23 protein-coding genes and 1 pseudogene are annotated in these 25,710 nt (G+C 64.9%); 20 read left to right on the plus strand and 4 right to left on the minus strand.

Translation table 11 applies throughout. The features are described from left to right. Window positions 1-260: 260 nt before the first annotated feature. The 8 genes from mdcA (at window position 261) to mdcH (ending at window position 7,103) form a co-directional block, all read left to right on the plus strand. The gene (gene mdcA, locus BUE39_RS00540; RefSeq protein ID WP_073426712.1) at window positions 261-1,922 is read left to right on the plus strand and encodes a malonate decarboxylase subunit alpha; all 1,662 of its coding nucleotides are present in this window, start codon (window positions 261-263) and stop codon (window positions 1,920-1,922) included. Next, window positions 1,922-2,857, plus strand: coding sequence for a triphosphoribosyl-dephospho-CoA synthase (locus BUE39_RS00545; RefSeq protein ID WP_073426713.1), 936 nt, complete (start codon window positions 1,922-1,924; stop codon window positions 2,855-2,857). The genes mdcA and BUE39_RS00545 overlap by 1 nt, the downstream gene beginning before the upstream one ends. Before the next feature lie 8 nt (window positions 2,858-2,865). Then, entirely contained in the window at window positions 2,866-3,174 is a 309-nt protein-coding gene (locus BUE39_RS00550) for a malonate decarboxylase subunit delta (protein WP_073426714.1), read from the plus strand. Window positions 3,175-3,179: 5 nt separating this feature from the next. Next, on the plus strand, window positions 3,180-4,031 hold the full coding sequence (locus BUE39_RS00555) for a biotin-independent malonate decarboxylase subunit beta (RefSeq protein WP_084561344.1): 852 nt from the start codon (window positions 3,180-3,182) through the stop codon (window positions 4,029-4,031). Beyond that, window positions 4,028-4,849, plus strand: coding sequence for a biotin-independent malonate decarboxylase subunit gamma (mdcE, locus tag BUE39_RS00560; protein ID WP_073426716.1), 822 nt, complete (start codon window positions 4,028-4,030; stop codon window positions 4,847-4,849). Before BUE39_RS00555 ends, mdcE begins: the two co-directional genes overlap by 4 nt. An 82-nt stretch (window positions 4,850-4,931) precedes the next feature. Then, entirely contained in the window at window positions 4,932-5,327 is a 396-nt protein-coding gene (gene madL / locus BUE39_RS00565) for a malonate transporter subunit MadL (RefSeq protein WP_073426717.1), read from the plus strand. A gap of 14 nt (window positions 5,328-5,341) precedes the next feature. After that, a complete protein-coding gene (gene madM, locus BUE39_RS00570) occupies window positions 5,342-6,109 on the plus strand; it encodes a malonate transporter subunit MadM (RefSeq protein WP_073426718.1) in 768 nt (255 codons plus the stop codon). Window positions 6,110-6,170: 61 nt separating this feature from the next. After that, window positions 6,171-7,103: a malonate decarboxylase subunit epsilon gene (gene mdcH / locus BUE39_RS00575; protein WP_073426719.1), complete on the plus strand. Its 933-nt coding sequence runs from the start codon at window positions 6,171-6,173 to the stop codon at window positions 7,101-7,103. Window positions 7,104-7,150: 47 nt separating this feature from the next. On the opposite strand, the gene BUE39_RS00580 is transcribed toward mdcH, so the two are convergent. Further along, complete coding sequence (locus BUE39_RS00580; protein ID WP_073426720.1) at window positions 7,151-8,065, minus strand: LysR family transcriptional regulator; 915 nt, start codon at window positions 8,063-8,065, stop codon at window positions 7,151-7,153. 283 nt (window positions 8,066-8,348) lie between these two features. On the opposite strand from BUE39_RS00580, the gene BUE39_RS00585 reads away from it, so the two are divergent. The 12 genes from BUE39_RS00585 to BUE39_RS00640 all read left to right on the plus strand — a co-directional run bounded on the left by BUE39_RS00585 (window position 8,349) and on the right by BUE39_RS00640 (window position 22,639). Next, window positions 8,349-8,534: a hypothetical protein gene (locus BUE39_RS00585; RefSeq protein WP_073426721.1), complete on the plus strand. Its 186-nt coding sequence runs from the start codon at window positions 8,349-8,351 to the stop codon at window positions 8,532-8,534. Continuing rightward, entirely contained in the window at window positions 8,531-9,940 is a 1,410-nt protein-coding gene (locus BUE39_RS00590) for a NarK family nitrate/nitrite MFS transporter (protein ID WP_073426722.1), read from the plus strand. Before BUE39_RS00585 ends, BUE39_RS00590 begins: the two co-directional genes overlap by 4 nt. Before the next feature lie 16 nt (window positions 9,941-9,956). Then, a complete protein-coding gene (locus BUE39_RS00595) occupies window positions 9,957-13,763 on the plus strand; it encodes a nitrate reductase subunit alpha (protein ID WP_073426723.1) in 3,807 nt (1,268 codons plus the stop codon). A 28-nt stretch (window positions 13,764-13,791) separates the two neighbouring features. After that, window positions 13,792-15,315 carry a nitrate reductase subunit beta gene (gene narH / locus BUE39_RS00600; RefSeq protein ID WP_073426724.1) on the plus strand — a complete coding sequence of 508 codons (1,524 nt, stop codon included), beginning with the start codon at window positions 13,792-13,794 and terminating at the stop codon, window positions 15,313-15,315. A 3-nt stretch (window positions 15,316-15,318) separates the two neighbouring features. Further along, window positions 15,319-16,035, plus strand: a complete 717-nt coding sequence (narJ, locus tag BUE39_RS00605) for a nitrate reductase molybdenum cofactor assembly chaperone (RefSeq protein ID WP_073426725.1) — start codon at window positions 15,319-15,321, stop codon at window positions 16,033-16,035. After that, the gene (narI, locus tag BUE39_RS00610) at window positions 16,032-16,760 is read left to right on the plus strand and encodes a respiratory nitrate reductase subunit gamma (protein WP_073426726.1); all 729 of its coding nucleotides are present in this window, start codon (window positions 16,032-16,034) and stop codon (window positions 16,758-16,760) included. Before narJ ends, narI begins: the two co-directional genes overlap by 4 nt. 19 nt (window positions 16,761-16,779) lie before the next feature. After that, window positions 16,780-17,559 carry a peptidylprolyl isomerase gene (locus BUE39_RS00615; protein WP_073426727.1) on the plus strand — a complete coding sequence of 260 codons (780 nt, stop codon included), beginning with the start codon at window positions 16,780-16,782 and terminating at the stop codon, window positions 17,557-17,559. Between the two features lie 81 nt (window positions 17,560-17,640). Beyond that, the gene (locus BUE39_RS00620) at window positions 17,641-18,042 is read left to right on the plus strand and encodes a SirB2 family protein (protein WP_073426728.1); all 402 of its coding nucleotides are present in this window, start codon (window positions 17,641-17,643) and stop codon (window positions 18,040-18,042) included. A 218-nt stretch (window positions 18,043-18,260) separates the two neighbouring features. Continuing rightward, window positions 18,261-20,147, plus strand: a complete 1,887-nt coding sequence (locus tag BUE39_RS00625) for a type IV pili methyl-accepting chemotaxis transducer N-terminal domain-containing protein (protein WP_073426729.1) — start codon at window positions 18,261-18,263, stop codon at window positions 20,145-20,147. Continuing rightward, window positions 20,144-20,815 carry a response regulator gene (locus tag BUE39_RS00630; RefSeq protein ID WP_073426730.1) on the plus strand — a complete coding sequence of 224 codons (672 nt, stop codon included), beginning with the start codon at window positions 20,144-20,146 and terminating at the stop codon, window positions 20,813-20,815. The genes BUE39_RS00625 and BUE39_RS00630 overlap by 4 nt, the downstream gene beginning before the upstream one ends. A 216-nt stretch (window positions 20,816-21,031) precedes the next feature. Beyond that, window positions 21,032-22,231 (plus strand): NnrS family protein, encoded by a 1,200-nt coding sequence (locus BUE39_RS00635; RefSeq protein ID WP_073426731.1) that lies wholly within the window; start codon window positions 21,032-21,034, stop codon window positions 22,229-22,231. Between the two features lie 174 nt (window positions 22,232-22,405). Next, window positions 22,406-22,639 carry a hypothetical protein gene (locus BUE39_RS00640; protein ID WP_235004783.1) on the plus strand — a complete coding sequence of 78 codons (234 nt, stop codon included), beginning with the start codon at window positions 22,406-22,408 and terminating at the stop codon, window positions 22,637-22,639. A 60-nt stretch (window positions 22,640-22,699) separates the two neighbouring features. On the opposite strand, the gene hemN is transcribed toward BUE39_RS00640, so the two are convergent. From hemN to BUE39_RS00655, 3 genes and pseudogenes are all read right to left on the minus strand, one after another. Next, window positions 22,700-24,175, minus strand: coding sequence for an oxygen-independent coproporphyrinogen III oxidase (gene hemN / locus BUE39_RS00645; RefSeq protein WP_084561339.1), 1,476 nt, complete (start codon window positions 24,173-24,175; stop codon window positions 22,700-22,702). A 250-nt stretch (window positions 24,176-24,425) separates the two neighbouring features. Continuing rightward, the gene (locus BUE39_RS00650; RefSeq protein WP_073426733.1) at window positions 24,426-24,821 is read right to left on the minus strand and encodes a DUF488 domain-containing protein; all 396 of its coding nucleotides are present in this window, start codon (window positions 24,819-24,821) and stop codon (window positions 24,426-24,428) included. 54 nt (window positions 24,822-24,875) lie between these two features. Further along, window positions 24,876-25,473, minus strand: a pseudogene (locus BUE39_RS00655) (uracil-DNA glycosylase family protein). Window positions 25,474-25,710 lie beyond the last annotated feature (237 nt).

Genomic DNA, 25,710 nt, shown 5'->3' on the forward strand with positions numbered 1-25,710 from the left:
CAGGAGCGATGGGGCTTACCCGGCGCCACCCCGCGCGACGGGGTGCGATCTGGCAATGCGGGTTCGTTGCGCTCCCGTATGCGCGGCCGTCTGGGAAAACCCCAGGACAACGATCGGGACCCCGCCGGCCCCGTCCTGTCGCGGTTTCAGCGCCCGGCTCGCCAGATCGTTACCCTTGGGATAACAGACGCGTCCCGAACGTGATTGAACCGGGATACCCCGCTCCCTAGACTCGCCTCATGTCCTGAGCGAGAGCGCACATGTCCGGTCAAAGTCAGTCCTCATCCCGTTGGGCCACCCGCCGCGCGGAAAAACATCGCCGGCTCGCGCGCGTCGCAGCGATCGCGGACGGCGCGGTTCTCCCCGCCGAGCGTATCGTCGACGTCCTGCAAGCCCTGATCGCCCCCGGCGACCGCGTGGTCGTCGAGGGCAACAACCAGAAGCAGGCCGATTTCCTGTCGCGCTCGCTGGCGAAAGTGGACCCCGAAGTCGTCCACGATCTGCATCTGATCATTCCGAGCGTGAGCCGCGCCGAGCATCTGGATCTGTTCGAGCGCGGCATCGCGAGGAAACTCGATTTCGCCTTCGCCGGCGCGCAAAGCCTGCGCATCTCGCAGTTCCTGCAGGACGGCATCCTCGAAATCGGCGCGATCCATACCTACATCGAACTGTATGGGCGGCTGTATGTCGATCTGACGCCGAACGTCGTGCTGGTCGCCGGCTACAAGGCGGATCGGCAAGGCAATCTCTACACGGGTCCGAGCACCGAGGACACGCCCGCCCTCGTCGAAGCCGCCGCGTTTCGCGACGGCATCGTGATCGCGCAGGTCAACGAGATCGTCGACGACCCGAAGGACCTGCCGCGCGTCGACATCCCCGGCTCGTGGATCGACTTCGTGGTGCAGTCGGACAAGCCGTTCTTCATCGAGCCGCTGTTCACGCGCGATCCGCGTCTCATCACGCCGGTTCAGGTGCTGATGGGGATGATGGCGATTCGCGGCATCTACGAGCGGCACCAGGTGCAGTCGCTCAATCACGGCATCGGCTTCAACACGGCCGCGATCGAACTGCTCCTGCCGACCTACGGCGAGAAGCTCGGCCTGAAGGGCAAGATCTGCAAGCACTGGACCCTGAACCCGCATCCGACGCTGATCCCCGCGATCGAAACCGGCTGGGTCGAGAGCGTGCATTGCTTCGGCGGCGAACTGGGCATGGAAGCCTACGTCGCGCAACGGCCGGACATCTTCTTCACCGGCCGCGACGGTTCGATGCGCTCCAATCGCGCGATGTGCCAGCTTGCCGGGCAATACGCGGTCGACATGTTCATCGGCTCGACCTTGCAGATGGACGGCGCCGGCAACTCGTCGACGGTCACGCATGGCCGCCTCACCGGCTTCGGCGGCGCGCCCAACATGGGCCACGATCCGCATGGCCGGCGCCATGCCACCCCGGCGTGGCTCGATCTACTGCAAACGGACAGTCCGCTGGAGCGCGGCCGCAAGCTCGTCGTGCAGATGGTCGAGACGTTCCAGGCGGGCGGGCAGCCCACCATCGTCGAATCGATCGATGCGGTCGACGTCGGCCGCGAGTCCGGCATGCCGCTCGCGCCGGTCATGATCTACGGCGACGACGTCACCCACGTGCTCACCGAGGAAGGCATCGCCTATCTGTACAAGGCGCGCTCGCTCGAACATCGCAAGGAGATGATCGCGGCGGTCGCGGGCGTGACGCCCATCGGCCTCACGAGCAGCGCCGACAAACTCGCGACGCTGCGCCGCGACGGCTTCGTCGCGTTGCCGGAGGACCTCGGCATTCAGCGCGGCGAAGCCACCCGTTCGCTGCTGGCCGCGAAGAGCATGGCCGATCTGGTCGACTGGTCGGACGGTTTGTATGAGCCGCCCGCGCGGTTCAGGAGCTGGTGATGCGCGAGACCCTCGCCATGCCAGTAGCGCGAGCGCCACGCGCGACACCGGATCTCGCCGAGCGTTTGGGCGAGCACGTGGTGGCGGCGCTGATCGAGGAAGCCACGCTCGCGCCGAAGCCGGGACTCGTCGACATCCGCGGCCGCGGCGCGCATCACGATCTCGACTGGGAACTGATGTGCGTGTCGGCGCTTGCATTGCAGCCGACCTTCACCGAACTGGCGCGCGCGGGCCAGGAGATGCAGCCGATGCAGCCGACGCAGTCGCTGCAACGTATGCAGTCGCTGCGCGAGCGCATCGGCGCGATCGGGCGCGACGGCGAAGCCCGCATGCTCGACGCGACGCAGGGCGTGAACACCCATCGCGGTGCGATCTGGGCGCTCGGGCTGCTCGTGACCGCCGCGGCGGCCGGCCCCGCCGACCCCGCCGACCCCGCCGACCATACGCCACACGCCATCGCCGCGCGCGCCGGAGCGCTCGCGCGTCTGCCCGATCGCCACGCGCCCGCGCTGACCGGCAACAAGGGCGAGCGGGCATGCCTCGACTACAACGTGGGCGGCGCGCGCGGCCAGGCGCAAGCCGGCTTTCCGCATGTCGTTGACGTGGCGCTGCCGGAACTCTCACGCTCGCGCCGGCGCGGCGACAGCGAGACGGCCGCACGCCTGAACGCGCTGCTCGCGATCATGGCGAGTCTCGACGATACCTGCGTGCTCGCACGCGGCGGGCCCGGCGCGCTCGTCGAGTTGCAGGACGGCGCGCGGCGCGTGCTGGCGCTCGGCGGCGCCGCGTCGCTTGCCGGCCGCCGTCATTTGAAGCTGCTGGACCGGCGGCTCGTCGAACTGCACGTGTCGCCCGGCGGCGCGGCCGATCTGCTCGCCGCCGCCCTCTTTCTCAACCGGCTTCACCGCGAAGCCGCTCCTACGACGAAGGCTTAGGAACGCATATGGAAACCATCGTCCTCGAATTCCCGGCGGGGCAACCCGCGCCAGGCCGCGCGCTGGCGGGCGTGGTCGCGTCGGGCGACCTCGAAGTGCTGCTCGAGGCGAACGGCTCGCCGCGCACCGTGGTGAACATCACGACTTCCGTCGATGGCATGGGCCGCGTCTGGGAAGCCGTGCTCGAACGCATCTTCGGCGACGGCACGCTGCCGGCCGCGAAGATCGAGATCAACGATTCCGGCGCGACGCCGGCCGTCGTGCGCATGCGCATCGGCCAGGTGCTGGAACAACTGGCGACAACCGGCGGAGCATGACGATCATGGACACACAGGCATTGCTGGAACGCCAGAGCTTCATCGAACTCGACGCGCGCAGCCGCGCGAAACACCTGCTCGACGCCGGCACCTTCAGCGAACTGCTCGATCCGTTCGAGCGTGTGCGTTCGCCGTGGCTCGCGCGGCAAGGCATCGTGACGCAGGCCGACGACGGCACCGTGGTCGCGCGAGGCGAGCTCGACGGACAGCCCGCGGTCGTGCTCGCCATCGACGCCGGCTTTCAGGGCGGCAGCATGGGCGAAGTGTCCGCGGCGAAAATCGCGGGCAGCCTCGAACTCGCCGCCGAGGACAACCGCAACGGCATTCCGATGCGCGCCGTGATTCTCTTCGAGACGGGCGGCGTGCGCTTGCAGGAAGCGAATCTCGGGCTCGCGGCGATCGCGGAGATTCACGCCGCCATCGTCGACTTGCGGCGCTATCAGCCGGTGATCGGCATCACGGCGGGGCCGATCGGCTGCTACGGCGGCATGTCGATCGCGGCGGGCCTGTGCAGCTACCTGATCGCCACCCGCGAAGCGCGCCTCGGACTCAACGGACCCACGGTCATCGAGCAGGAGGCCGGCATCGCCGAATTCGATTCGCGCGACCGTCCGATGATCTGGAGCTTCACGGGCGGCGAGCAACGCCATCGCACGGGGCTGGTCGACGTGTACGCCGCCGACGACGCCAGTGCGATCCGCGCCGCCGTCATCGAACGGTTTCGCGCGGGACGTCCCGAAGCGTGCCGCAGCGAATGCGTGGCCGGCTTTCTGCAACGGCTTGCCGAGGTCGATCCCGAAGCGCAAGCCACTCCGCAACAGGCGGCCGCCATCTACAGCAAGGGGTTCAGGTCATGAGCACACAGGAGCTTTCGAAGCGCGGCGCGGTATGGCTCGACGCGCTCACTTACAGCGCGCCGTTGCAGGCGGGCTATCCGCCTTCGGTGCGGGTCGTCGATGCGCGGCTCGGCGAGCATCCCGCGCGCTTCATCGCGGTGGTGCCCGACCCGGATAACGCGTTCCCGCGCGCACGCAGCGGCGAAGTCGGACTGATCGAGGGTTGGGAGATCGCGCGAGCGGTGCGCGAGGTGATCGACGCCGATGCCGGGCGCGAGGACCACGAGAAGCGCGCGATCGTCGCCGTGATCGACGTCGCGAGCCAGGCCTACGGACGGCGCGAGGAAGCCTACGGCATCCACCAGGCGCTCGCCGGCGCCGCCGATGCGTATGCGAGCGCGCGCCTCGCCGGTCATCCGGTGATCGGGCTGATCGTCGGACGGGCGATGTCGGGCGCGTTTCTCGCGCACGGCTATCAGGCCAACCGCCTGATCGCGCTCGCCGATTCGCAGGTCATGGTTCACGCGATGGGCAAGGAATCCGCCGCGCGGGTTACGCTACGCTCGGTAGCCGATCTGGAGGCGTTCACGGCACGCGTGCCGCCGATGGCCTACGACATCGACAACTATGCGTCGCTCGGGCTGCTGTGGAAGCTCCTGAGCGTGAGGAACGCCGATGCGCCCAACGGCGCGGATCAATCCGCTGTCGAAAAGGCGTTGCAGGAAGCTTTCGACGAGATTCGCGCCGACCCGTCGCGCGGCCTCGGCAGCCGGCTCGGCAGCGCGCATCGCGCGAGTTCGGTGACCGTGCGCCGCAAGCTGCGCGAGCAGTGGCGCTGAACCGCGCCGACCCCATCCCCGCCCATCCCGCTTCACGCACCGGCTCGTAAGAAGCCATTAAACGTATGACAGGAGACACGAAATGATCATCTATGGAACCGCGCTGCTTGCGTTCTGCCATCTGGCGGGACTCTTCCTCGGCGACCTGCTGGGGCTCGCGATCGGCGTCAAGACGAATGTCGGCGGCGTCGGCATTGCGATGCTGCTGCTGATTTTCCTGCGCCTTTATCTGCACGGACGCGGGCTGTTGCCGAAGGAAACCGAGGCGGGCGTGGGCTTCTGGGGTGCGATGTACATCCCCGTGGTGGTGGCGATGGCCGCCAATCAGAACGTGGTGGCCGCGCTCAAGGGCGGTCCGGTCGCGCTGCTGTCGGCATTGGGCGCGGTGGCTGTCTGCGCGTGCTGCATTGCCGTTCTTTCCCGCACCGGGAGCGACAGCACGTCGCTCGTCAGCGCGCCGAAACTCGAAGAAATCTGAGGCAGGAGACCATCATGTTGCATATGCTCGATAAAGTTCTGATCCAGAACGGCCTCGTGACTTCGTTCGCGCTGGTCGGCCTCATCATGTGGGTGTCGTCGCTGATCTCGCGCAAGCTGACCTTCGGGCGCGTGCACGGCTCGGCCATCGCGATCGTGATCGGCCTCGTGCTGGCCTATTTCGGCGGCGTCTTCACCGGCGGACAAAAAGGCCTCGCCGACCTGCCGCTCTTCACCGGCGTCGGCCTGATGGGCGGCGCGATGCTGCGCGACTTCGCCATCGTCGCGACCGCCTTCGAGGTGCAGGCCACCGAGGCGCGCAAGGCCGGGCTCATCGGCGTGGTGTCGCTGCTGCTCGGCACCGTGCTGCCGTTCATCGTCGGCGCGAGCATCGCCCACGCGTTCGGCTACACCGACGCGGTCAGCATGACGACCATCGGCGCGGGCGCGGTCACCTATATCGTCGGACCCGTCACCGGCGCGGCCATCGGCGCAAGCTCCGACGTGATCGCGCTCAGCATCGCGACGGGCTTGATCAAGGCGATCATCGTGATGGTCGGCACGCCGATCGCGGCGGGCTTCATGGGACTGAAGACGCCCCGCTCCGCGATGATCTTCGGCGGCCTCGCCGGCACCGTCAGCGGCGTGAGCGCGGGACTCGCCGCGACCGATCGGCGGCTCGTGCCGTATGGCGCGCTGATCGCGACGTTTCACACGGGCATCGGCTGCCTGCTCGGACCTTCGCTGCTGTTCTTCGCGACCCGAGCGCTGATGGCCGCGTGAAACGCGCGAGCGAGCGCGGCGTGCAGAGTGCGGCGTGCATGATGCGCCACGGAGAAGCCTCATGAGCGTGCTGTTCACCTTCCCCGGCCAGGGCTCGCAGCGAAGCGGCATGCTGCACGCGCTGCCGGATCACGTCGCGGCCACTCACGCGATGGAGGAGGCCAGCGACACGCTGAGCTACGACGTCCGCGCGCTCGACACCGCCGATGCGCTGCGCTCCACCACCGCGGTGCAGCTTTGCCTGCTGATCGCGGGCGTCGCGCAGGCGCGCGTGCTCGCCGCCCGCGGCCACGAGCCCGACCTCGTGACGGGCCTTTCGATCGGCGCCTATCCCGCCGCCGTGAGCGCCGGCGCGCTTCATTACGCCGACGCCGTGAGGCTCGTCGCCTTGCGCGGACAGTTGATGGAGCGCGCCTATCCGGGCGGCTACGGCATGACCGCGATCGTCGGCATGACACAGCGCGCGCTCGAACCTTTGATCGCGCGAGTCAACAGCGCGGCCATGCCGGTGTTTCTGGCGAACATCAACGCGCACACGCAGATGGTGGTGGCGGGCAGTCACGCCGCCATGCACGAACTCGCAACGCTGGCGGGCGAACACGGCGCGCAACGCTGCGAGCGTCTCGACGTGGCGGTGCCGTCCCATTGCGCGTTGCTCGACGAACCCGCGGCCGAACTCGCCGATGCGTTCGCCAGGGTAGCCGTGCAAGCGCCTCGCGTCGTGTATCTGAGCAGCAGCGTCGCGCGGCCGCTGTTCGACGGCCCGCGCATCGCGGCCGATCTTGCCGGCAACATGGCGCGGCCGGTGCGCTGGCACGACACGATCAGGCTCGCGTGGGAGCGAGGCGCGCGGCTCGCGGTCGAGATGCCGCCCGCCAACGTGCTGACGCGGCTCAGTTGCGCGATCTTCGGCGAAGGCATTGCGGTGAGTTGCAGCGAGACGGTGCTGCGTGACGTTGAAGCGCTGATCGAACGGGAACGGGCGCGCGAATGACGTGAAGCGTCGGGCGACGCCTCGGTTGCCGCCTCAGTTTTCTAACCTCAGATGACGCTTCTCGTGCGAAGCCGGCAAACGGCCATCAGCGCGAGCAGGTTCGGATCGCGTTCGCGCGCGCGCAGAAAGCTCACGCCGATGGTCTGACGCATCAAAAATTGCGGCTTGAGCGGAATGAACTGCACCTGGTCGCCGAACACGCCGCGCACGCGGCCCGGCAACAGCGTATAGCCGACTCCGCCGCTCACCAGGTTCATCAACGAAAAGATATCGCCGACTCGCATGGTCACGTTCGGCGTGAAGCCCGCGACGCGAAATGCCTCCAGAAAACCGCGATACGTGACGAAGCCCTCGCCCAGCGAAACGAAGGTCTCGTCGCGGCAGTCGCACAAATCGACGGCCTCCTGATTCGCATACGGTGACCCGGCCGGCGCCGCGAAAAAGATGTCGTCCTCGAAAAGCGGAATGGACTCGATTTCCGGATCGGCGTCGGGCAAGGCCATCAACGCCGCATCGATCGCACCCCGCTTGAGCTTGTCGAGCAGTTCCGCGTTCGAGCCGAGCGCGAGTTCGACCTGGAGTGTCGGCCGCCGCACCTTGATGTCGATGACGATGCCGGGCACGGCCCGGATGGTCAGCGAGTAAAGCGAGCCGATCTTCAGACGGTCCGACGAATAGCCCGCCGCCTCGCGCGTCGCGCGAATGCCGTCGGACATCGTGGTGAGCACTTCTTGCGCGACGTCGGCCAGCATCTGCGCCGCTTCGGTCGATTTCAGATTACGGCCTTCGTGCCGAAAGAGCGCGCATCGCACACCCTGTTCGAGCGAATGCAGCGCGCGATGAACACTGACGGTACTGACGTTCAACGCCTCGGCCGCCTTCGACAGGTTGCCCGTCTCCATGAAAGCGAGCAGGACTTCCAGCTTGCGAAAAGTGATCTCCTCGTCGATTCGGTCGCGCATCTCGATGCTTCGGCAGGTGGAAACAGGCCATTATCGGCTCGCGCCAGCGCTGCACAAATAGCGTTAACCCCGCATTCGCCCGCTCGCGCGAACACCGGATCGCGGCGTTCCCGGTTGATCCATCTCAATCCGATGACGATTGCGAAGCCCGCTAGTTCTTTCGAACTACGGCCAACCGTGACGGCATAGTTCCAATGCCTCGCGCGTGACCCCCACTCGACGGATATTCATCCGCACCCCCGCCGCCCACAATCGTGCTCAACCATTCGAGCGGCGTCACATCATGAATCCCTTGCCTAACCCGATTTTCGACCAGAGCTGGCCACTGCAGGACGCCGCCGTGCTGATGTTCTGCCTGTCGGTGGCGATCTGGCTCGCGTGCTTCGTGATGGACCTGCGACAGCACGCAACACGGCCGCGCCCGGACACCCCCGGGCGGGCCGACCGTCCAACAGGAGAATTGCAATGAACTCCCGGCCGATAGCATCGCGGCCAGGCCGCACGCTCGCGATCTGGTCCCCCGAAGACAAGGCGTTCTGGGAACGTGAAGGCGAAGCGATCGCGAGGCTCAACCTGTGGATCTCGGTCCCCGCGTTGTTCCTCGCGTTCGCCATCTGGCAGGTGTGGAGCGTCGTCGCGGTGAACCTGCCGACGCTCGGCTTCCGCTACTCGACCAACCAGTTGTTCTGGCTCGCGGCGGCGCCCGCGCTGAGCGGCGCGACGCTGCGCATCTTCTATTCGTTCATGGTGCCGCTCGTCGGCGGCCGTCGCTGGACGGCGATCTCGACGGCCTCGCTGTTGATCCCCGCCATCGGTATCGGTTTCGCGGTGCAGGACAACACCACCACCTATCCGACCATGCTCGGGCTCGCGTTGCTGTGCGGCCTGGGCGGCGGCAACTTCAGTTCGAGCATGGCGAACATCAGCTTCTTCTTTCCGAAGGAGCGCAAGGGCTCGGCGCTCGGCGTCAACGCGGGACTCGGCAACCTGGGGGTGTCGGTCGTGCAGTTTCTGAGTCCGCTCGTGGTCACCGCCGGCATCTTCGGCATCTTTGCCGGCGACCCGCAAAGCGTCGTCAAGGCCGGACAGACCACGCTCGTGTGGACGCAAAACGCCGCCTTCGTGTGGGTGCCGTGGATCGCCCTGGCGTCGCTCGCCGCATGGTTCGGCATGAACGATCTCGCCGAAGCGAAGGCGTCGTTCGCCGAACAGGCGGTGATCTTCCGGCGCAAGCACAACTGGCTGATGTGCGTGCTGTACCTCGGCACCTTCGGCTCGTTTATCGGCTATGCGGCGGGCTTTCCGCTGCTGATCAAGAGCCAGTTCCCCGGTGTGAATCCGCTCGCCTACGCGTGGCTGGGACCGCTCGTCGGCGCCGCGGTGCGCCCCTTCGGCGGCTGGCTCGCCGACAAGCTGGGCGGTGCGCGCGTCACGCTGTGGAACTTCGTCGTAATGGCATGCGCGGTGGGCGGCGTGCTGATGTTCCTGCCGAGCGGCGCCTCGGCGGGCAGCTTTGCGGGTTTCTTCGCCAGCTTTCTCGTGCTGTTCCTGACCACGGGCATCGGCAACGGCTCGACGTTCCGCATGATCCCGGTGATCTTTCTCACCTCGAAGCTGCGCGAGGTCGACCCGGCGAACCGCGAAGCGGTGCAGCGCGCGACGCGGGAAGGCAACACCGAGGCCGCGGCCACGCTGGGATTTTCCGCGGCGATGGCGGCCTACGGCGGCTTCTTCATCCCCAAGAGCTATGGCAGCGCCATCGCCCTCACCGGCGGCCCTCAAGCGGCGCTGTACGTGTTCATCGCCTTCTATCTCGTGTGCATCGCCGTGACGTGGTGGCACTACGCCCGCCGCAACGCGCCGATGCCCTGCTGAAACCGGAGCCTGTTCCATGAGCCATTTTCTCGACCGACTGACCCACTTCGCGCTCCCCAAAGAGCGGTTCGCGGACGGTCACGGCGTCACCACGGGCGAAGACCGCACGTGGGAAGACACTTACCGTAATCGCTGGGCCCACGACAAGATCGTGCGCAGCACGCACGGCGTGAACTGCACGGGCTCCTGTTCATGGAAGATCTATGTGAAGGGCGGCATCGTCACGTGGGAAACGCAGCAGACCGATTACCCGCGCACCCGCTGGGACATGCCCAATCATGAACCGCGCGGCTGCGCGCGCGGCGCGTCGTACTCGTGGTATCTGTACAGCGCGAACCGCGTGAAATACCCGATGGTGCGCGGACGCCTGCTCGAACGCTGGCGCGCCGCCTTGAAGGCGCAGGGCGATCCGGTCGCGGCGTGGGCCTCGATCGTCGAGAACGCCGAGGCGCGGCGCGATTATCAAAAGGTGCGCGGCATGGGCGGCTTCGTGCGCAGCAGTTGGGACGAAGTGAACCGGATCGTCGCCGCCGCCAATGTCTATACGATCAGGAAGCACGGCCCGGACCGCATCATCGGCTTTTCGCCGATTCCCGCGATGAGCATGGTCAGCTATGCGGCAGGCAGCCGCTACCTGAGCCTGATCGGCGGCGTCTGCATGAGCTTCTACGACTGGTATTGCGATCTGCCGCCGGCCAGTCCGCAAATCTGGGGCGAGCAGACCGACGTGCCGGAATCGGCGGACTGGTACAACTCGTCCTACATCATCGCGTGGGGCAGCAATGTTCCGCAAACGCGCACGCCCGATGCGCACTTCTTCACCGAGGTCCGCTACAAGGGCACGAAAACCGTCGCGGTGACGCCCGACTATAGCGAAGTGGCGAAGCTCTCCGATCTCTGGCTGCACCCGCGGCAGGGAACCGATGCGGCGCTCGCGATGGCGATGGGTCACGTCGCGCTCAACGAGTTCTACTTCAAGACGCGCAGCGAATACTTCGACGGCTACGCGCGGCGCTACACCGACCTGCCCATGCTCGTGATGCTCAAGACGCATACGTTGCCGGACGGGCGCGAGACCCTGGTGCCGGACCGCTATCTGCGCGCGAGCGACTTCAACGGCAAGCTCGGGCAATCGAACAATCCCGAATGGAAGACCGTCGCGTTCGACACGAACGGGCGTGCCGTGCTGCCCAACGGTTCGATCGGTTTTCGCTGGGGCGCGGAAGGCGGCGAGGACGCCGGCAAGTGGAATCTGGAGGACAAGGAAGCGCGTCACGGCGAGGCGGCCACGCTCAAGCTCTCGGTGCTGGAAGACGGCTCGCAGCCGTATGAGATCGTCGATATCGCCCTGCCCTACTTCGGCGGCGTTGCTTCACCGCATTTCACCGCCAATGAACTCGACGGACAGATCAATCACGTCAAGGCGCCGGCGGTGCGCCTGCGTCTCGGCAAGGAAGGCGACACGCGCGAAGCGCTGGTCGCCACCGTGTTCGATCTGCAAGCGGCGCAGTACGGCATCGACCGCGGCCTCGGCAGCGGCGCGGCCAGTTACGACGACAATGCCGCGTACACCCCGGCCTGGGCGGAGTCGATTACCGGCGTGCCGCGCGATCAGATCGTTACCGTGGCGCGCGAATTCGCCGCCAACGCGGACAAGACGCACGGCCGCTCGATGGTGATCATCGGCGCGGCGATGAATCACTGGTATCACGCCGACATGAATTACCGCGGCGTAATCAACCTGTTGATGATGTGCGGCTGCATCGGTCAGAGCGGCGGCGGCTGGGCGCACTACGTCGGCCAGGAAAAGCTGCGCCCGCAAACCGGCTGGACCGCGCTCGCCTTCGCGCTGGACTGGATTCGTCCGCCGAGGCAAATGAACGGCACGAGTTTCTTCTACGCGCACACCGACCAGTGGCGCTACGAAAAGCTGAACATGGAGGAAATCGCTTCGCCGCTCGCGGACAAGCGTCTCTATGGCGGCAGCATGATCGACTACAACGTGCGTGCGGAGCGCATGGGCTGGCTGCCCAGCGCACCGCAGTTGAAAACCAATCCCTTGCAGGTGGCGAAGCAGGCGGCCGAGCACGGCATGGAAGCGAAAGACTATGTCGTGCAGGGGCTGCGCGACGGCAGCTTGCAGATGAGCTGCGAAGATCCCGATGCGCCGCAAAACTGGCCGCGCAACATGTTCGTGTGGCGCTCGAATCTGCTCGGCTCGTCGGGCAAGGGCCATGAGTATTTTTGCAAGCATCTGCTCGGGACGGAAAACGGCGTGCAGGGCAAGGACCTGGGCCGCGACGACGCGCGCCCTGTCGAGGTCGAATGGCACGACGAGGCGCCGGAGGGCAAGCTGGATCTTCTGGTGACGCTGGACTTCCGCATGAGCACGACCTGCCTGTACTCGGACATCGTCCTGCCGACCGCCAGCTGGTACGAGAAAAACGACCTCAATACGAGCGACATGCACCCGTTCATTCACCCGCTCTCGGCGGCGGTCGATCCGGTTTGGCAGGCCCGTTCCGACTGGGAAATCTACAAGGGTTTCGCGAAGGCTTTCAGCGAGGTCTGCGTGGGCCATCTCGGCGTCGAGCGCGATGTCGTGCTGACGCCGTTGATGCACGATTCGCCGGCGGAACTCGCGCAACCCTTCGAGGTGAAGGAGTGGAAGAAAGGCGAATGCGATCTCATCCCCGGCAAGACGGCGCCGCAGATCGCCGTGGTGGAGCGCGACTACCCGAACGTCTTCAAGCGCTTCACCGCGCTCGGTCCGTTGATGAACAAGATCGGCAACGGCGGCAAGGGCATTGCGTGGAAAACCGAAACCGAGGTGACGCAACTCGGCCAGTTGAATGGCCTCACCCAGGACGACGGCCCGACCAAAGGCATGCCGCGCATCGTCACCGATATCGACGCCTGCGAAGTGATCCTGCAGCTTGCGCCTGAAACGAATGGTCATGTGGCGGTAAAAGCCTGGGAAGCGCTGTCGAAAGCCACCGGCCGCGAGCACAAGCATCTCGCGCTCTATCGCGAGGACGAGAAGATCCGCTATCGCGACGTGCAGGCGCAGCCCCGCAAGATCATCAGTTCGCCGACCTGGAGCGGCATCGAAAGCGAAACGGTCAGCTATAACGCCGGCTACACCAACGTTCACGAACTGATTCCATGGCGCACGCTGACCGGACGCCAGCAGTTCTACCAGGATCATCCGTGGATGATCGCGTTCGGCGAGGCCTTCTCGAGCTACCGTCCGCCGGTGGATCTGAAGGCGACGGGCGGCATGCATCACGTCAAGCCCAACGGTCACCCGGAGATCGTCCTGAACTTCATCACGCCGCACCAGAAGTGGGGCATTCACAGCACCTACAGCGACAACCTGCTGATGCTCACGCTGAATCGCGGCGGCCCCGTGATCTGGCTCAGCGAAGACGACGCGAAGCGCGCCGGTGTCGAGGACAACGACTGGGTCGAACTGTTCAACATCAACGGCGCGATTGCGGCGCGCGCGGTGGTCAGCCAACGGGTCAATTCCGGCATGGTGCTGATGTATCACGCACAGGAAAAGATCATCAATACGCCGGGTTCGGAGATCACCGGGGTACGCGGCGGCATTCACAACTCGGTCACCCGGATCGTGCTCAAGCCCACCCACATGATCGGCGGCTATGCGCAACTGAGCTACGGGTTCAACTACTACGGGACGATCGGCACCAACCGCGACGAATTCGTCGTGGTCCGCAAGATGAAAGACGTCGACTGGCTGGACACCCCACGCGGCGATGAGCTCGCGCGCGCCTATCAGTCCCAGGGCGAGAACCCCTGATCGATCGCCGGTCCTAAGGAGCCAAATCATGAAAATACGCGCACAGATCGGCATGGTGCTGAACCTGGACAAATGCATCGGCTGTCATACCTGCAGCGTGACCTGCAAGAACGTGTGGACGAGCCGGCCGGGCGTGGAATACGCCTGGTTCAACAATGTCGAAACGAAGCCGGGCATCGGCTACCCGAAAGAATGGGAGAACCAGGACAAATGGAACGGCGGCTGGGTGCGCCACGCCGATGGTTCGATCGCGCCGCGCCAGGGCGCGAAGTGGAAGCTGCTGATGCGCATCTTCGCCAATCCGAACCTGCCGCAGATCGACGACTACTACGAGCCCTTCACGTTCGACTACGACCATTTGCAGAGCGCGCCGGAAATGAAAGCGGCGCCGACCGCCAGGCCGCGCAGCCTGATTACCGGTCAGCGCATGGAGAAGATCGTCTGGGGGCCGAACTGGGAAGAAATTCTCGGCGGCGAGTTCAGCAAGCGCAGCAAGGACCGCAATTTCGACGACATCCAGAAGGACATCTACGGCCAGTTCGAAAACACCTTCATGATGTATCTGCCACGCCTGTGCGAGCACTGCCTGAACCCGGCATGCGTCGCATCGTGCCCGTCCGGCTCGATCTACAAGCGCGAGGAAGACGGCATCGTGCTGATCGATCAGGACAAGTGCCGCGGCTGGCGCATGTGCGTGAGCGGCTGTCCGTACAAGAAGATCTACTACAACTGGAAGAGCGGCAAGGCCGAGAAATGCATCTTCTGCTATCCGCGCATCGAGGCCGGACAGCCGACGGTGTGCTCGGAAACCTGCGTCGGACGCATCCGTTATCTCGGCGTGCTGCTGTACGACGCGGACCGCATCGAACAGGCCGCGAGCGTCGAGCACGACAAGGACTTGTATGAGGCGCAGCTCGGCATCTTTCTCGACCCGCACGATCCTGAAGTGATCGAACAGGCCCGCAAGGACGGCATACCGGAGAACTGGCTCGACGCCGCGCGCGCGAGCCCGGTCTACAAGATGGCGCTCGACTGGAAGGTGGCGTTGCCGTTGCACCCCGAATACCGCACGCTGCCGATGGTCTGGTATGTGCCGCCGCTCTCGCCGATCACCGCTGCCGCGAACGCGGGCCACGTCAGCGCGAACGGCGAAATCCCCGACGTGAACCAGTTGCGCATTCCGGTCAAATATCTCGCAAACCTGCTTACCGCGGGCGACACAAAACCCGTGGTGCGCGCGCTCGAACGGATGCTCGCCATGCGCGCCTATCAGCGCGGCAAACAGGTGGACGGCTGGGAAAACCACGCCGCGCTGCAACAGGTTGACCTAAGCACCCAGGAAGTGGAAGACATGTACCGCACGATGGCGATCGCCAATTACGAAGACCGTTTCGTGATTCCGACCACGCACCGCGAGTATGCGGAGAACGCCTTCAACGTGCGCGGCGGTTGCGGGTTCAGCTTCGGCAACGGCTGCTCCGATGGCGTGACGGAAACGAGCCTGTTCGGCAGCGAGAAGAAGCGCACCATTCCCATCAAGGCCGAGGTCTGAACGATGTCCACTCAAGCCCTTCATTCCGCCGCGCATGCCACGACGCTACGCGTGCTCGCGCATCTGCTCGACTATCCCGACGCGGCGCTGCGTGAACATCTACCCGACCTGCGCGCGGCCTTGCACGGACAGCGCACGCTGAGTGCCGCGCGGCTCGCCGAACTCGATGCGTTGATCGATCAGCTTCTGCACGCCACGGGCTTCGACGCCGAGGCCGCCTACGTCGACCTCTTCGACCGGGGACGCGGCACCGCGCTGCACCTGTTCGAGCACGTTCACGGCGATTCGCGCGACCGCGGCCCGGCGATGATCGATCTGCTCAAGACCTATGAGGAAGCGGGTCTGTATCTCGCCTCCGGCGAACTGCCCGACCACCTAACCGTGGTGCTGGAATACGCGTCGACGCAACCGCCGCTAGCGGCCGCCGATTTTCTGCGGGAGATCGCGCACATCCTGCGCAGCATCTTCAGCGCGTTGACGAGGCGCGAGAGCGCCTACGCCTGCGTGCTGGCCGCGCTGCTCGATCTGGCCGGCGAACCGACGAAGCTCGTCGAGGTGGCCGCCGAGCCCTTGCTCGATGAGACGTGGAGCGAGCCCGCCGCCTTTGGCGGCTGTTCATCCGAGGGGCAACGCAGTCCCGGCGAATCGCAACCCGTGCGTATCGTCAGAACGCCACGCCAGCCGCAACACGGTCAATCCGCGCATGGAGCGTCCACATGAACATCGCCGCGCACACCTTCTTCTTCAGCGTCTATCCGTACATTTGCCTCGCCGTGTTCCTGCTGGGCAGTCTCGCGCGCTTCGACCGTGATCAGTACACGTGGAAGAGCGATTCATCGCAGCTTCTGCGCGCCGGCCAATTGCGCTGGGGCAGCAACCTGTTTCACATCGGCATCCTGTTCCTGCTGTTCGGGCACACGGTGGGCCTGCTGACGCCGCATTTCCTCTACGAGCCGTTCATCAGCGCGCAGCACAAGCAACTGCTGGCGATCATCTCGGGCGGGACGGCCGGCCTGATCTGCTTCGCCGGTCTGAGCGTGCTGCTGCACCGGCGCATCTTCGATCCGCGCATCCGTCTCACGAGCCGGCGGACCGATCTGGCGATCCTCGTGATTCTCTGGGTGCAACTCTGCCTCGGCCTGTTCACGCTGCCCTACTCGTTCGCCGACCGGGGCGATGCGCATACCATGCTGGCGCTCGCCGACTGGGCGCAGCGCATCGTGACGTTCCGCCCCGACGCGAGCGTCCTGCTCGCGGTCGAGTGGCCGTTCAAGGTGCATATCGTGCTCGGCATGACGATCTTCCTGCTGTTCCCGTTCAGCCGGCTGGTCCATGTGTGGAGCGGCTTCGCATCGGTCGCGTACCTGGTGCGCCCTTATCAACTGGTGCGCTCGCGGCGCCTGAACGTGCCGGCCGGTCATCAACAGCCGCGTCGCCGAATCTGACTCGCAGGAGGATCGAAACATGCAAGAGAATCTGTCCGCCGTCGCAACCGTCAATGGGGTTGCGCTGCATGGCGGCAGCGACATGCTGTCCGCCGAGGATTTACGCCAGCGTGCGTGCATCGAACTGCTGCGCCAGTCCGCCATCGAGGCGGGTCTGCTCGCCGCGGACGACCCGCTGCCCACCGACGGCGCCATCAGCGTCGCCGCCTCCGAGGCGATCGACGCCTTGCTGGAGCGCGCATTGCAATTGCCTGAACCGACCGGGGACGCCTGCCGCCGCTACCATGCCGCGCATCGGAACCGCTACGCCGTCGGCGAGCGGGTGCGTGCGCGTCATGTGTTGTTCGCCGTCACGCCCGGCGTCGATATCGGCGCGCTGCGCAAGCGCGCCGAAGCGTGCCTGCTGGATCTGCGCTGCGACGATGCGGCAGCCGACGACCGCTTCGCTCGCGTGGCGCGGGATCTGTCGAACTGTCCGAGCGGCGGCGCGGGCGGAGACCTCGGATGGCTGCGCGCCGACGAATGCGCGCCCGAGTTCGCCAAAGAACTGTTCGGCCGACCGGACATCGGCGTATTGCCGCAACTCGTGCACAGCCGCTTCGGCCTGCACGTGGTCGAGATCATGGAGCGGGACGCCGGCGCCGTGCCCGCCTTCGAGGCGGTGCGCGAGGCGGTCGCGCAGGCGCTGCGCCAGCAGACCTTCGCCACGGCGCTGCGCCAGTACGTCAGCGTGCTCGCGGGCCGGGCCGCTATCGCGGGAGTGGCTCTCGATGCCGCGGCCACGCCCCTCGTCCAGTAGTCTTTTCAGTATCCGTCCGGCTGTCGCGGCTGTCGCGGTTATGGCGGTTGTGCCGGCTCTGCATTTCGCCGGAGGAGCGGCATGCCGTTGATCGACGTCTATTCGCTGCTTAAATTCAGCCATGTCTCGCTGGTGGGTTGCAGCGGCGCGTTTTTCGCGGTGCGCGGCGCGGCCGTGCTGACGCGCCGGGGCTGGCCGATGCGCAGTCACTGGCGAATTCTCAGCTATGTCATCGACTCGCTGTTGCTGGCCGCGGGCGTCACGCTGTGGCTCATGCTGCGCCTGAACCCCGCGCGCGACGTGTGGCTAGGCGCGAAGCTTCTGCTGCTCCTGCTATACATCGTGGCCGGTTCGCTCGCCGTCAAGCGCGGACACGCGATGGTCGTGCGCGGCGCCTTCTACGGAGGCGCGATCAGCCTGTACCTGCTGATCGCGTCGATTGCGCTCACGCACGATCCGCTCGGTTTGCCGGGGCGCTGGTAGTCGTGATTTCCTTTCCGGTTCTCCGCGCATCGCCCGGCGCGGGGTTTCGCAAAAGCATCGACGAAGGCGGCGCGGCGTCTCGCCATACCGGAACCGTGGAACACGCTTCGAATTGATCTGGATCAGTTCTTTCAGGTGCACCGCCGGTGACTATATCGCCTAAGCTTTCGGGCGCTGGGCGACCCGTTTCAACCGTCTGGAGCGATCCAGGAACCCACATGAGCAGATTCCGGACACTCGCCGCCAAGCTCGGCATCATCGGCGGCACGCTGCTGCTGGTGGCGTTCGCTTCCATCGGCTACACGCTCTGGGCAAGCTGGCAACTGGAGGGCGGCGCGGCCGCCGTCAACGAAGCGGGACGCATGCGCATGCAAACGTGGCGGCTCGCGCAGACGCTTGCGCGTGGCGACACGCTGTTGGCGAAGACGCAGGTCGACCAGTTCGAGCAAAGCGTCGCCCTGTTGCGCGACGGCGATCCATCGCGGCCCTTGCTCGTGCCGCGCGATGCGGGCTCGACGGCCGCCTTCGCCGACGTGCAGCGCACCTGGCAAATAGTACGGGCGGCATGGACCGCCTCGCCCGCGCCGGACCCGAGCGAGGCCGCGCAGCAGGCCGCGAAGCAGGCCGAGGCCTTTGTCGGACACATCGACGTGCTCGTCTCCGCGATCGAAGTGCGCCTCGCCTATCTGACCACCATCCTGAACCTGCTGCAGGTTCTCATGGTCGGTCTGACCATCGCCAGTGCGGTAACGCTGCTCTACTCGGCGTATCTGTTCGTCTTCAATCCGCTTGAGCGGCTCAGATCCGGCCTCACGCGCGTGCGCGAGGGCGATCTGTCGGCGCGGATCGCGGTGGAGTCGAGCGACGAGTTCGGCGCCGTCTCGGAAGGCTTCAACCAGATGACGGAAACCTTGCAGGAGCTCTATCAGAATCTCGAAGTCAAGGTCGAGGAGAAGACGGTGCGGCTCGCCGCACAGCATGCGCGATTGACCGCGCTGTACGAAGCGAGCGCGTTCGCGGCGCACGCCTCGACGCTCGATGAACTGGCCGATGGTTTCGCGAGGCAGGTGAGACGCGCCGCGAAGGCGGATGCATCGGCGATTCGCTGGTCCGACGAAGCGAACCTGCGCTATCTGCTGGTGGCGTCGGACGGCCTGCCCCGCCACGTGATCGACCGCGAACAGTGCATTCCGACGGGCGATTGCCATTGCGGCCAGGCCGTGGCCCACGCGGACACGCGCGTGATCCCGATCCGGCTTGACGCTGCGGGACTACTGCGCGACTGCGGACAAGCGGGCTTCACGACCGTCATCAGCGTTCCGGTGCAACTGCAGGACCGCATGATCGGCGAGATGGATCTGTTCTACCGCGCCCCCACCGCGCTCAGTGGCGAAGACCGCACGTTGCTGGAGACGATGGCGAGCCATCTCGCTGTCGCGATCGAAGGGCTCAGGGCCGGCGCGCTCGAACGCGAAGCCGCCGTTGCCGCGGAGCGAAGCCTGCTCGCGCGGGAAATGCACGACTCCATCGCGCAAAGCCTCGCCTTCATGAAAATCCAGACCGCCCTGCTGCGCGGCGCGCTCAAGGACGCCGACGCATCGCGCACGGAACGCACGATCGGTGAGCTCGAGGCCGGCATTCACGAAAGCCTCTCCGACGTGCGGGAATTGCTGATGCACTTCCGGACCCGCACCAACGCCGAGGACATCGTTCCCGCGCTGCAAACCACCCTGAAAAAGTTCGAGCACCAGACGGGGCTGGTTACGCATCTGTCAATCGAAGGTACGGGTGTTCCGTTGCCCGCCGACGTGCAAGTGCAGGTGTTGCATGTCGTGCAGGAAGCGCTGTCCAACGTGCGCAAGCATGCGCACGCGCGCGAGGTATGGCTGGACGTCCAGCAGACGCCGCAGTGGCGCGTGGAAGTCCGGGACGACGGCTGCGGCTTCGCGACGGAGGCCACCGCCCAGGACGAAACACATGTGGGCTTGCGCATCATGCACGAACGGGCCGAGCGCATCGGCGCCGGCGTCGACATTGCGTCGGTGCCGGGCTCGGGCACCTGCGTCGTGCTGACGCTACCCGAACGCAGGAGACTGGCAGCATGACCGAACATAAACAGATTCGCGTTCTCGTGGTCGACGACCACTCGCTTTTCCGGCGTGGCGTGATTGCGCTGCTGACGGTCGATTCGCGATTCGTCGTGGTGGCCGAGGCCGGCGATGCGGGTGAAGCCTATCGACGCGCCGCCGAGACGCAACCCGATGTCATTCTTCTCGACAATCATCTGCCGGGCGTGAATGGCGTGGACGCAATCGCGGGATTGAGGGAAGCGGCGCCGCGGGCTCAGGTGCTGATGCTGACTGTCAGCGAGGACGAACGCGATCTGGCTGCCGCGCTGCGCGGCGGCGCGCGCGGCTATCTGCTCAAGACGGTGGACAGCGACGGCATGGCCGCCGCGATCGTCAGAACGATGGCGGGCGAATCGGCGATCAGCCCCGAGATGACCGGCAAGCTGGTGACCGCGTTTCAGTCGCTGCAAAGCGCAGCAAAGGTGGATGAAGCTTCGGCCGAGCAGGACCCGATTCATAGCCTGTCCGCGCGCGAGGACGAAATTCTTGGCTATATCACGCGGGGTAAAACCAATAAGGAAATCGCACGAGCGCTGAACATTGCCGAAGCGACGGTGAAGATCCATGTGCAGCACATCCTGCGAAAGTTAAAGCTCAGTTCGCGCGTGCAAGCGGCAGCCTATGCGGTCGCTCGGGCAGCCTGATCGCGGCGCGTGTGGGACATGCTGACACGCGCGCGTTCCTCGGGAATTCGCGGCGATCTCATCACTTTCTGACGGCCTCCGAGCCATGCGGAAATCAGCGTCTACGACGCTTCGACGTGTCCACCTGAGTCATGTCAACAATCTCAGCGTGGGAACACGAAATCCGAACGGAACGCGCTTTAAGATCTGCGCAAGGTCTATCTTTGGAGAAGCATGATGAAGATCGGTGAACCCGCTTCATTGAATGCGTCGCGCGATGCCGACGTTCTGCCGGTTCTGCGGCTCGGCTTTCGGCCGTTCTATCTGGGCGGCGCCGGCTTTGGCGTCATCGCCGTCGTGCTGTGGCTGCTCGCGCTGCACGGCTATCCCGTCGCGGGCCGCTCGACCGTGATGAACGGGATGATGTGGCATGTCCACGAAATGATCTTCGGCTTCGTCGCCGCGATCGTCGTCGGCTTTCTGCTCACGGCGGTACGCGCGTGGACCTCGCTCGATACGCTGCGGGGGCCGTCGCTCGGATGGCTTTGGCTGCTGTGGGCCGGCGGCCGCGTGCTGATGTGGTTCGGCCCGCAGCCGCTCGCCGCGCTAATCGACACCGCCTTCTTGCCTGTTGCCGCCGTCGTGCTGCTGCGCGTGCTGCTCGCCGCCCGCAATCGCCGCAACCTGTTTCTGCCCGTGGCGCTGGCCGCGCTCGGCTTGCTGAATGGACTTTTCCACTGGTGGCTGTGGCACGGCCGCGCGGACCTCGCGTTGCGCGCCGCGTATGCGGCAACCGGACTCGCGATCATGTTCGTGACGGTCATCGCCGGACGCGTGATTCCGATGTTCACGATGAACGCGATGCCTGGATTCGCGGCGAAACGCTGGAAGTTCGTTGAAATGCTCGCCACGCCCACCGTCATCGTGGCGTTGCTCGCGGATGCCTTCGCCGCGCCCTCCGCGTTGATTGTCGCCAGCGCCGGCGTCGCCGCCGCGGTCCACGCGGCGAGAATCGCGGGCTGGCATTCGTGGCGAGTCCTTTCACGGCCGATTCTCTGGATTCTTCACGCAGCCTATGCATGGATTCCCGTCGGCCTCGTGATGCTCGCCCTGGCGGCAATGGGCGTCGTGCCGCACTCTCTTGCGATTCATGCGCTAACGGTCGGGGCTATGGGATGCGCGATCATCGCGATGATCACGCGCACGGCGCTCGGTCATACAGGGCGCATGCTCGTCGCGGGCCGCGCGGAGATCGCGAGCTACTGGCTGATGATCGCGGCCGCCCTTCTGCGTGTCTTTGGGCCGTGGTTAGCCAATAGTGCAACGGCCGCGTGGGTCGACGCAGCGGGCGTGTGCTGGGCCGCGGCGCTGGTCGTTTACCTGCTCAAATACGTGCCTTATCTGACTTCGCCGCGTGTGGATGGAAAGCCCGGTTGACATGCGTTCTCCGGCCATTGGCATGCGACAAAATGCACGTCGATCATCGGATCGAAACAACTACTATGAATATACGTTTATTGAAGCCGATGATCCCGGTTTCGGCCGGGTTCCAGTGGCGCTCGTCGACGGCGTGCCGATGCGCGCAGTCGAACACTGCCACGTTCGGCTTCAATGAGATTCCTTGTCTTCGAGGAGAAGTCCGTGCTCAGTCCGCATGAAGTTGCCGCGCTCATTCTGGTCGGCAGCGCAACCGATCACCATGATCTGAGTCACGCCGACCTCGAAGCACTACTCGAACGCCGGCTCGCCACGTTCGAACAGATCGCGCCGAACACGCGGCGCGTTCATTTGACCGAACATGGGCAAGCGATCCTGCAAGCGGTGGCGCGGTATGGACTCCATTGATCCGGATGGCCTGGCTCGCCACGGAGATCGATCCTGACAATGTCACACGATGCTGGTTCTCTAGATCAGCTTCGAATAGGACGACGCGGTCGGCTGGCCGAGATACCGGTCAAACACCATTCCAATGGCGCGCACGAACAGACGTCCTTTTGCCGTAACCGAGATTCCATGCGCATCCGTTTTCAACAGTCCGGCTTCCTCGTAGGGTTGCAGCCTCGCCAGTTCATGCGAAAAATACTGGGCAAAATCGATTCCGTGAACCCGATTGATCCGGTCGAAGTCTAGCGGCATGCTGCACATCAGCGTCATGATGACTTCCCGGCGCAGAAGATCGTCGGCGCTCAGCGCCCGTCCTTTTTCAACGGGCAATCGCCCTTCTTCCAGATGCTGATAGTACGTTTGCAGAGAGCGCGTCGACTGGCTGTAGGAACTGCCGACCTTCCCGATAGCGGATACGCCAAAACCGATCAGATCGCATTCCGCCCTGGTGGTATAGCCCTGGAAATTGCGATGCAAGCTCTTGTTTTGTAGCGCGCGACTCAGTTCGTCTTCCGGCTTTGCAAAATGATCGAGGCCGATGTAAACATATCCGGCCTCGAGGAGCCGCCGCGTGGACAGGGCGAATATGCCCAAACGCTCTTCCGCCGAGGGCAACTCGCTATCGACTATCAGCCGTTGCGCCTTGAACCGTTGTGGCAGGTGTGCATAGTTGTACAGCGCGATACGGTCCGGCGACAAACGAATGATATGGTCGAGCGTGCTATTGAAACTCGCAAGCGACTGTCGCGGCAGCCCATAGATGAGATCGACATTGACCGACTGGAAGCCCGCATCGCGGCTTGCGGCCAGCGCCTTCTCCACCATGCCGAGCGGCTGGATGCGATTCACCGCCTGCTGGACCGCAGGATCGAAATCCTGCACGCCGAAGCTCGTGCGGTTGAACCCCAGAGCGGCCAATGCGGACAGCGTGGCGCCATCCACGGTGCGGGGGTCGATTTCCACACCGAGTTCGGCCTCCGGTGCGAAATCGAAATGGCCTCGCAGCATATCCATTAGCTGCGCGAGTTCCGCGAGACTGAAAAACGTCGGTGTACCTCCGCCTAAATGCAATTGCTGCATGCGGCGGTCGCGGCCCAGATGCGGCACGACCAGATCCATCTCCCGGCCGAGAAAGCGCAGATATTCCGCCGCCCTGCCGTGGTCGCGGGTGATGATCTTGTTGCAGGCGCAGAAGTAACACAGCGACTCGCAAAACGGCAGGTGCACGTAGATCGACAGCGGCGGATTGCTGGCGGCCTCGGCTCGTTCGCCCAGGTACGTTCGGTAGGACCGTTCGTCGAAATCGCTCGTGAACCGGTCAGCCGTCGGGTAGGACGTGTAACGCGGACCCAGATTGTCAAACCGGCGAATCAGCGTTTCGGAGATCTCGATGTCGAGGGCGGAGCCGGCAAGGGGCAGCGGCGCGTTCACGGGAGCATTCCCCTCTCTGGAGGTTGTGGCATATCGATTCCTGTTGACGGGAACATATCCGCGCATACGGCATGTGCGGCAATCGTTGCCTGATTGTCCGGTCTGGAATCTGGACAGCCTTGATTTATGTCAGCGAAGGGCGGTTCCGGCAACGCTGCTGCTCTACTCGTCGTCGCCGCTGTCGTGTGGAAGCGCGAGGCGGACGAAGATATGGAACTGGCCTACTTTATAGGTACGTTATGCGACTTACAGACTCCACGGACTACAGCTTGCGTGCAAGCGTGCCGCCCGCGCGTACGTGGTGGATCCAAAAGGTTTAGCGGTTTGATTCCGCCGCGAAATGCGCGAGGACGTCTCGCAGCACGATGGCCTGGTTATGCTCCTCGTCCTTCGCGCCGTACACCAGCGTAATGGGTTGTCCCTTCGCATCAGCCAGGAGCGACCGCATGCGTCCTCGAAGTTCCTCAGCATCGAGTTCGTGCCGATAGCGTTGCTGGAAGACTTCCCATCGCTCCGGCTTGTGTCCGAACCATTCGCACAAGGCGGTGCTTGGCGCGATGTCGCGCGCCCATTGGTCGAGCGCCAATCTCTCCTTGCTGCGGCCGCGAGGCCAGAGCCGATCCACGAGGACGCGATAGCCATCACCCTGCGCCGCATCCTCATACGCCCTCTTGATGAAAATCCTCAACCCGTCGCGGTTCGAGTGCGGCATTCCTTGCTCCGTTCGAATAGGTGTGTCCATACAGATTACCCGGCTCGTCTCAGATCATGTTCGTATGAGTTGCGCGATCCTCTCGTGCAACATCGGAAGCACTTCGCTTTCGAACCACGCATGCCGTTGAAACCACGGCTGGTTGCGTGGCGACGGGTGCGGTAGCGGAACGAAGGCCGGCGCGTATTCGCGCCATGCCCTGACCGTTTCAGTCAGCGAAGCCTTGCGAGGCGCCGAGAAAATGCCGTTGCGCATACTGGCCGATGAGCAAGGTCAATTGAATGTCCGGCAGTTTTCCCAGCAGGCTGTCCAGCCAGAGTTGCGCACACTCGCGACGCGGCGGTTTGTCGCCGCCGTTGCCCCGTCCCGGATAACAGAATCCCATCGGAATGATCGCGAACCGCGACTCGTCGTGAAATGTGGCGGCGTCGATTCCGAGCCAGTTTCGAAGACGGTCGCCGCTCGCGTCATCCCACGGAATGCCCGATGCGTGCACGCGCGCGCCCGGCGCCTGTCCGACGATCAGAATGCGCGCGTCGGCCCCGGCTCGCACGATCGGGCGAGGACCGAGCGGCAAGTGCGGCGCACATGCCCGGCAGGCACGCACGTCAGCCAGAAGCGAATCGAGCGAGGAACACGAGTCTTTGTTCATTGTGCGGCCACGTCATTTCCAGATTGGCGTGATGCATGGTGTTTGCCACGCGTATTGCAGTAGCATACGCCGCGCGATGCTGCGGACTGGAGACGCCCGGTCACACCCGCTGATGCCGGGTCCGATCGCATATCGTCGAGCCCGCGGCCGTAAGTATTCGATATGGTCGATGCAACGATCAACATCGGGATCATTCATCGTGACGGGAATCGACTCCACTGTCGGCGTGGTCCGCGC

The organism is Paraburkholderia terricola (assembly GCF_900142195.1).
GTDB lineage: Bacteria > Pseudomonadota > Gammaproteobacteria > Burkholderiales > Burkholderiaceae > Paraburkholderia > Paraburkholderia terricola.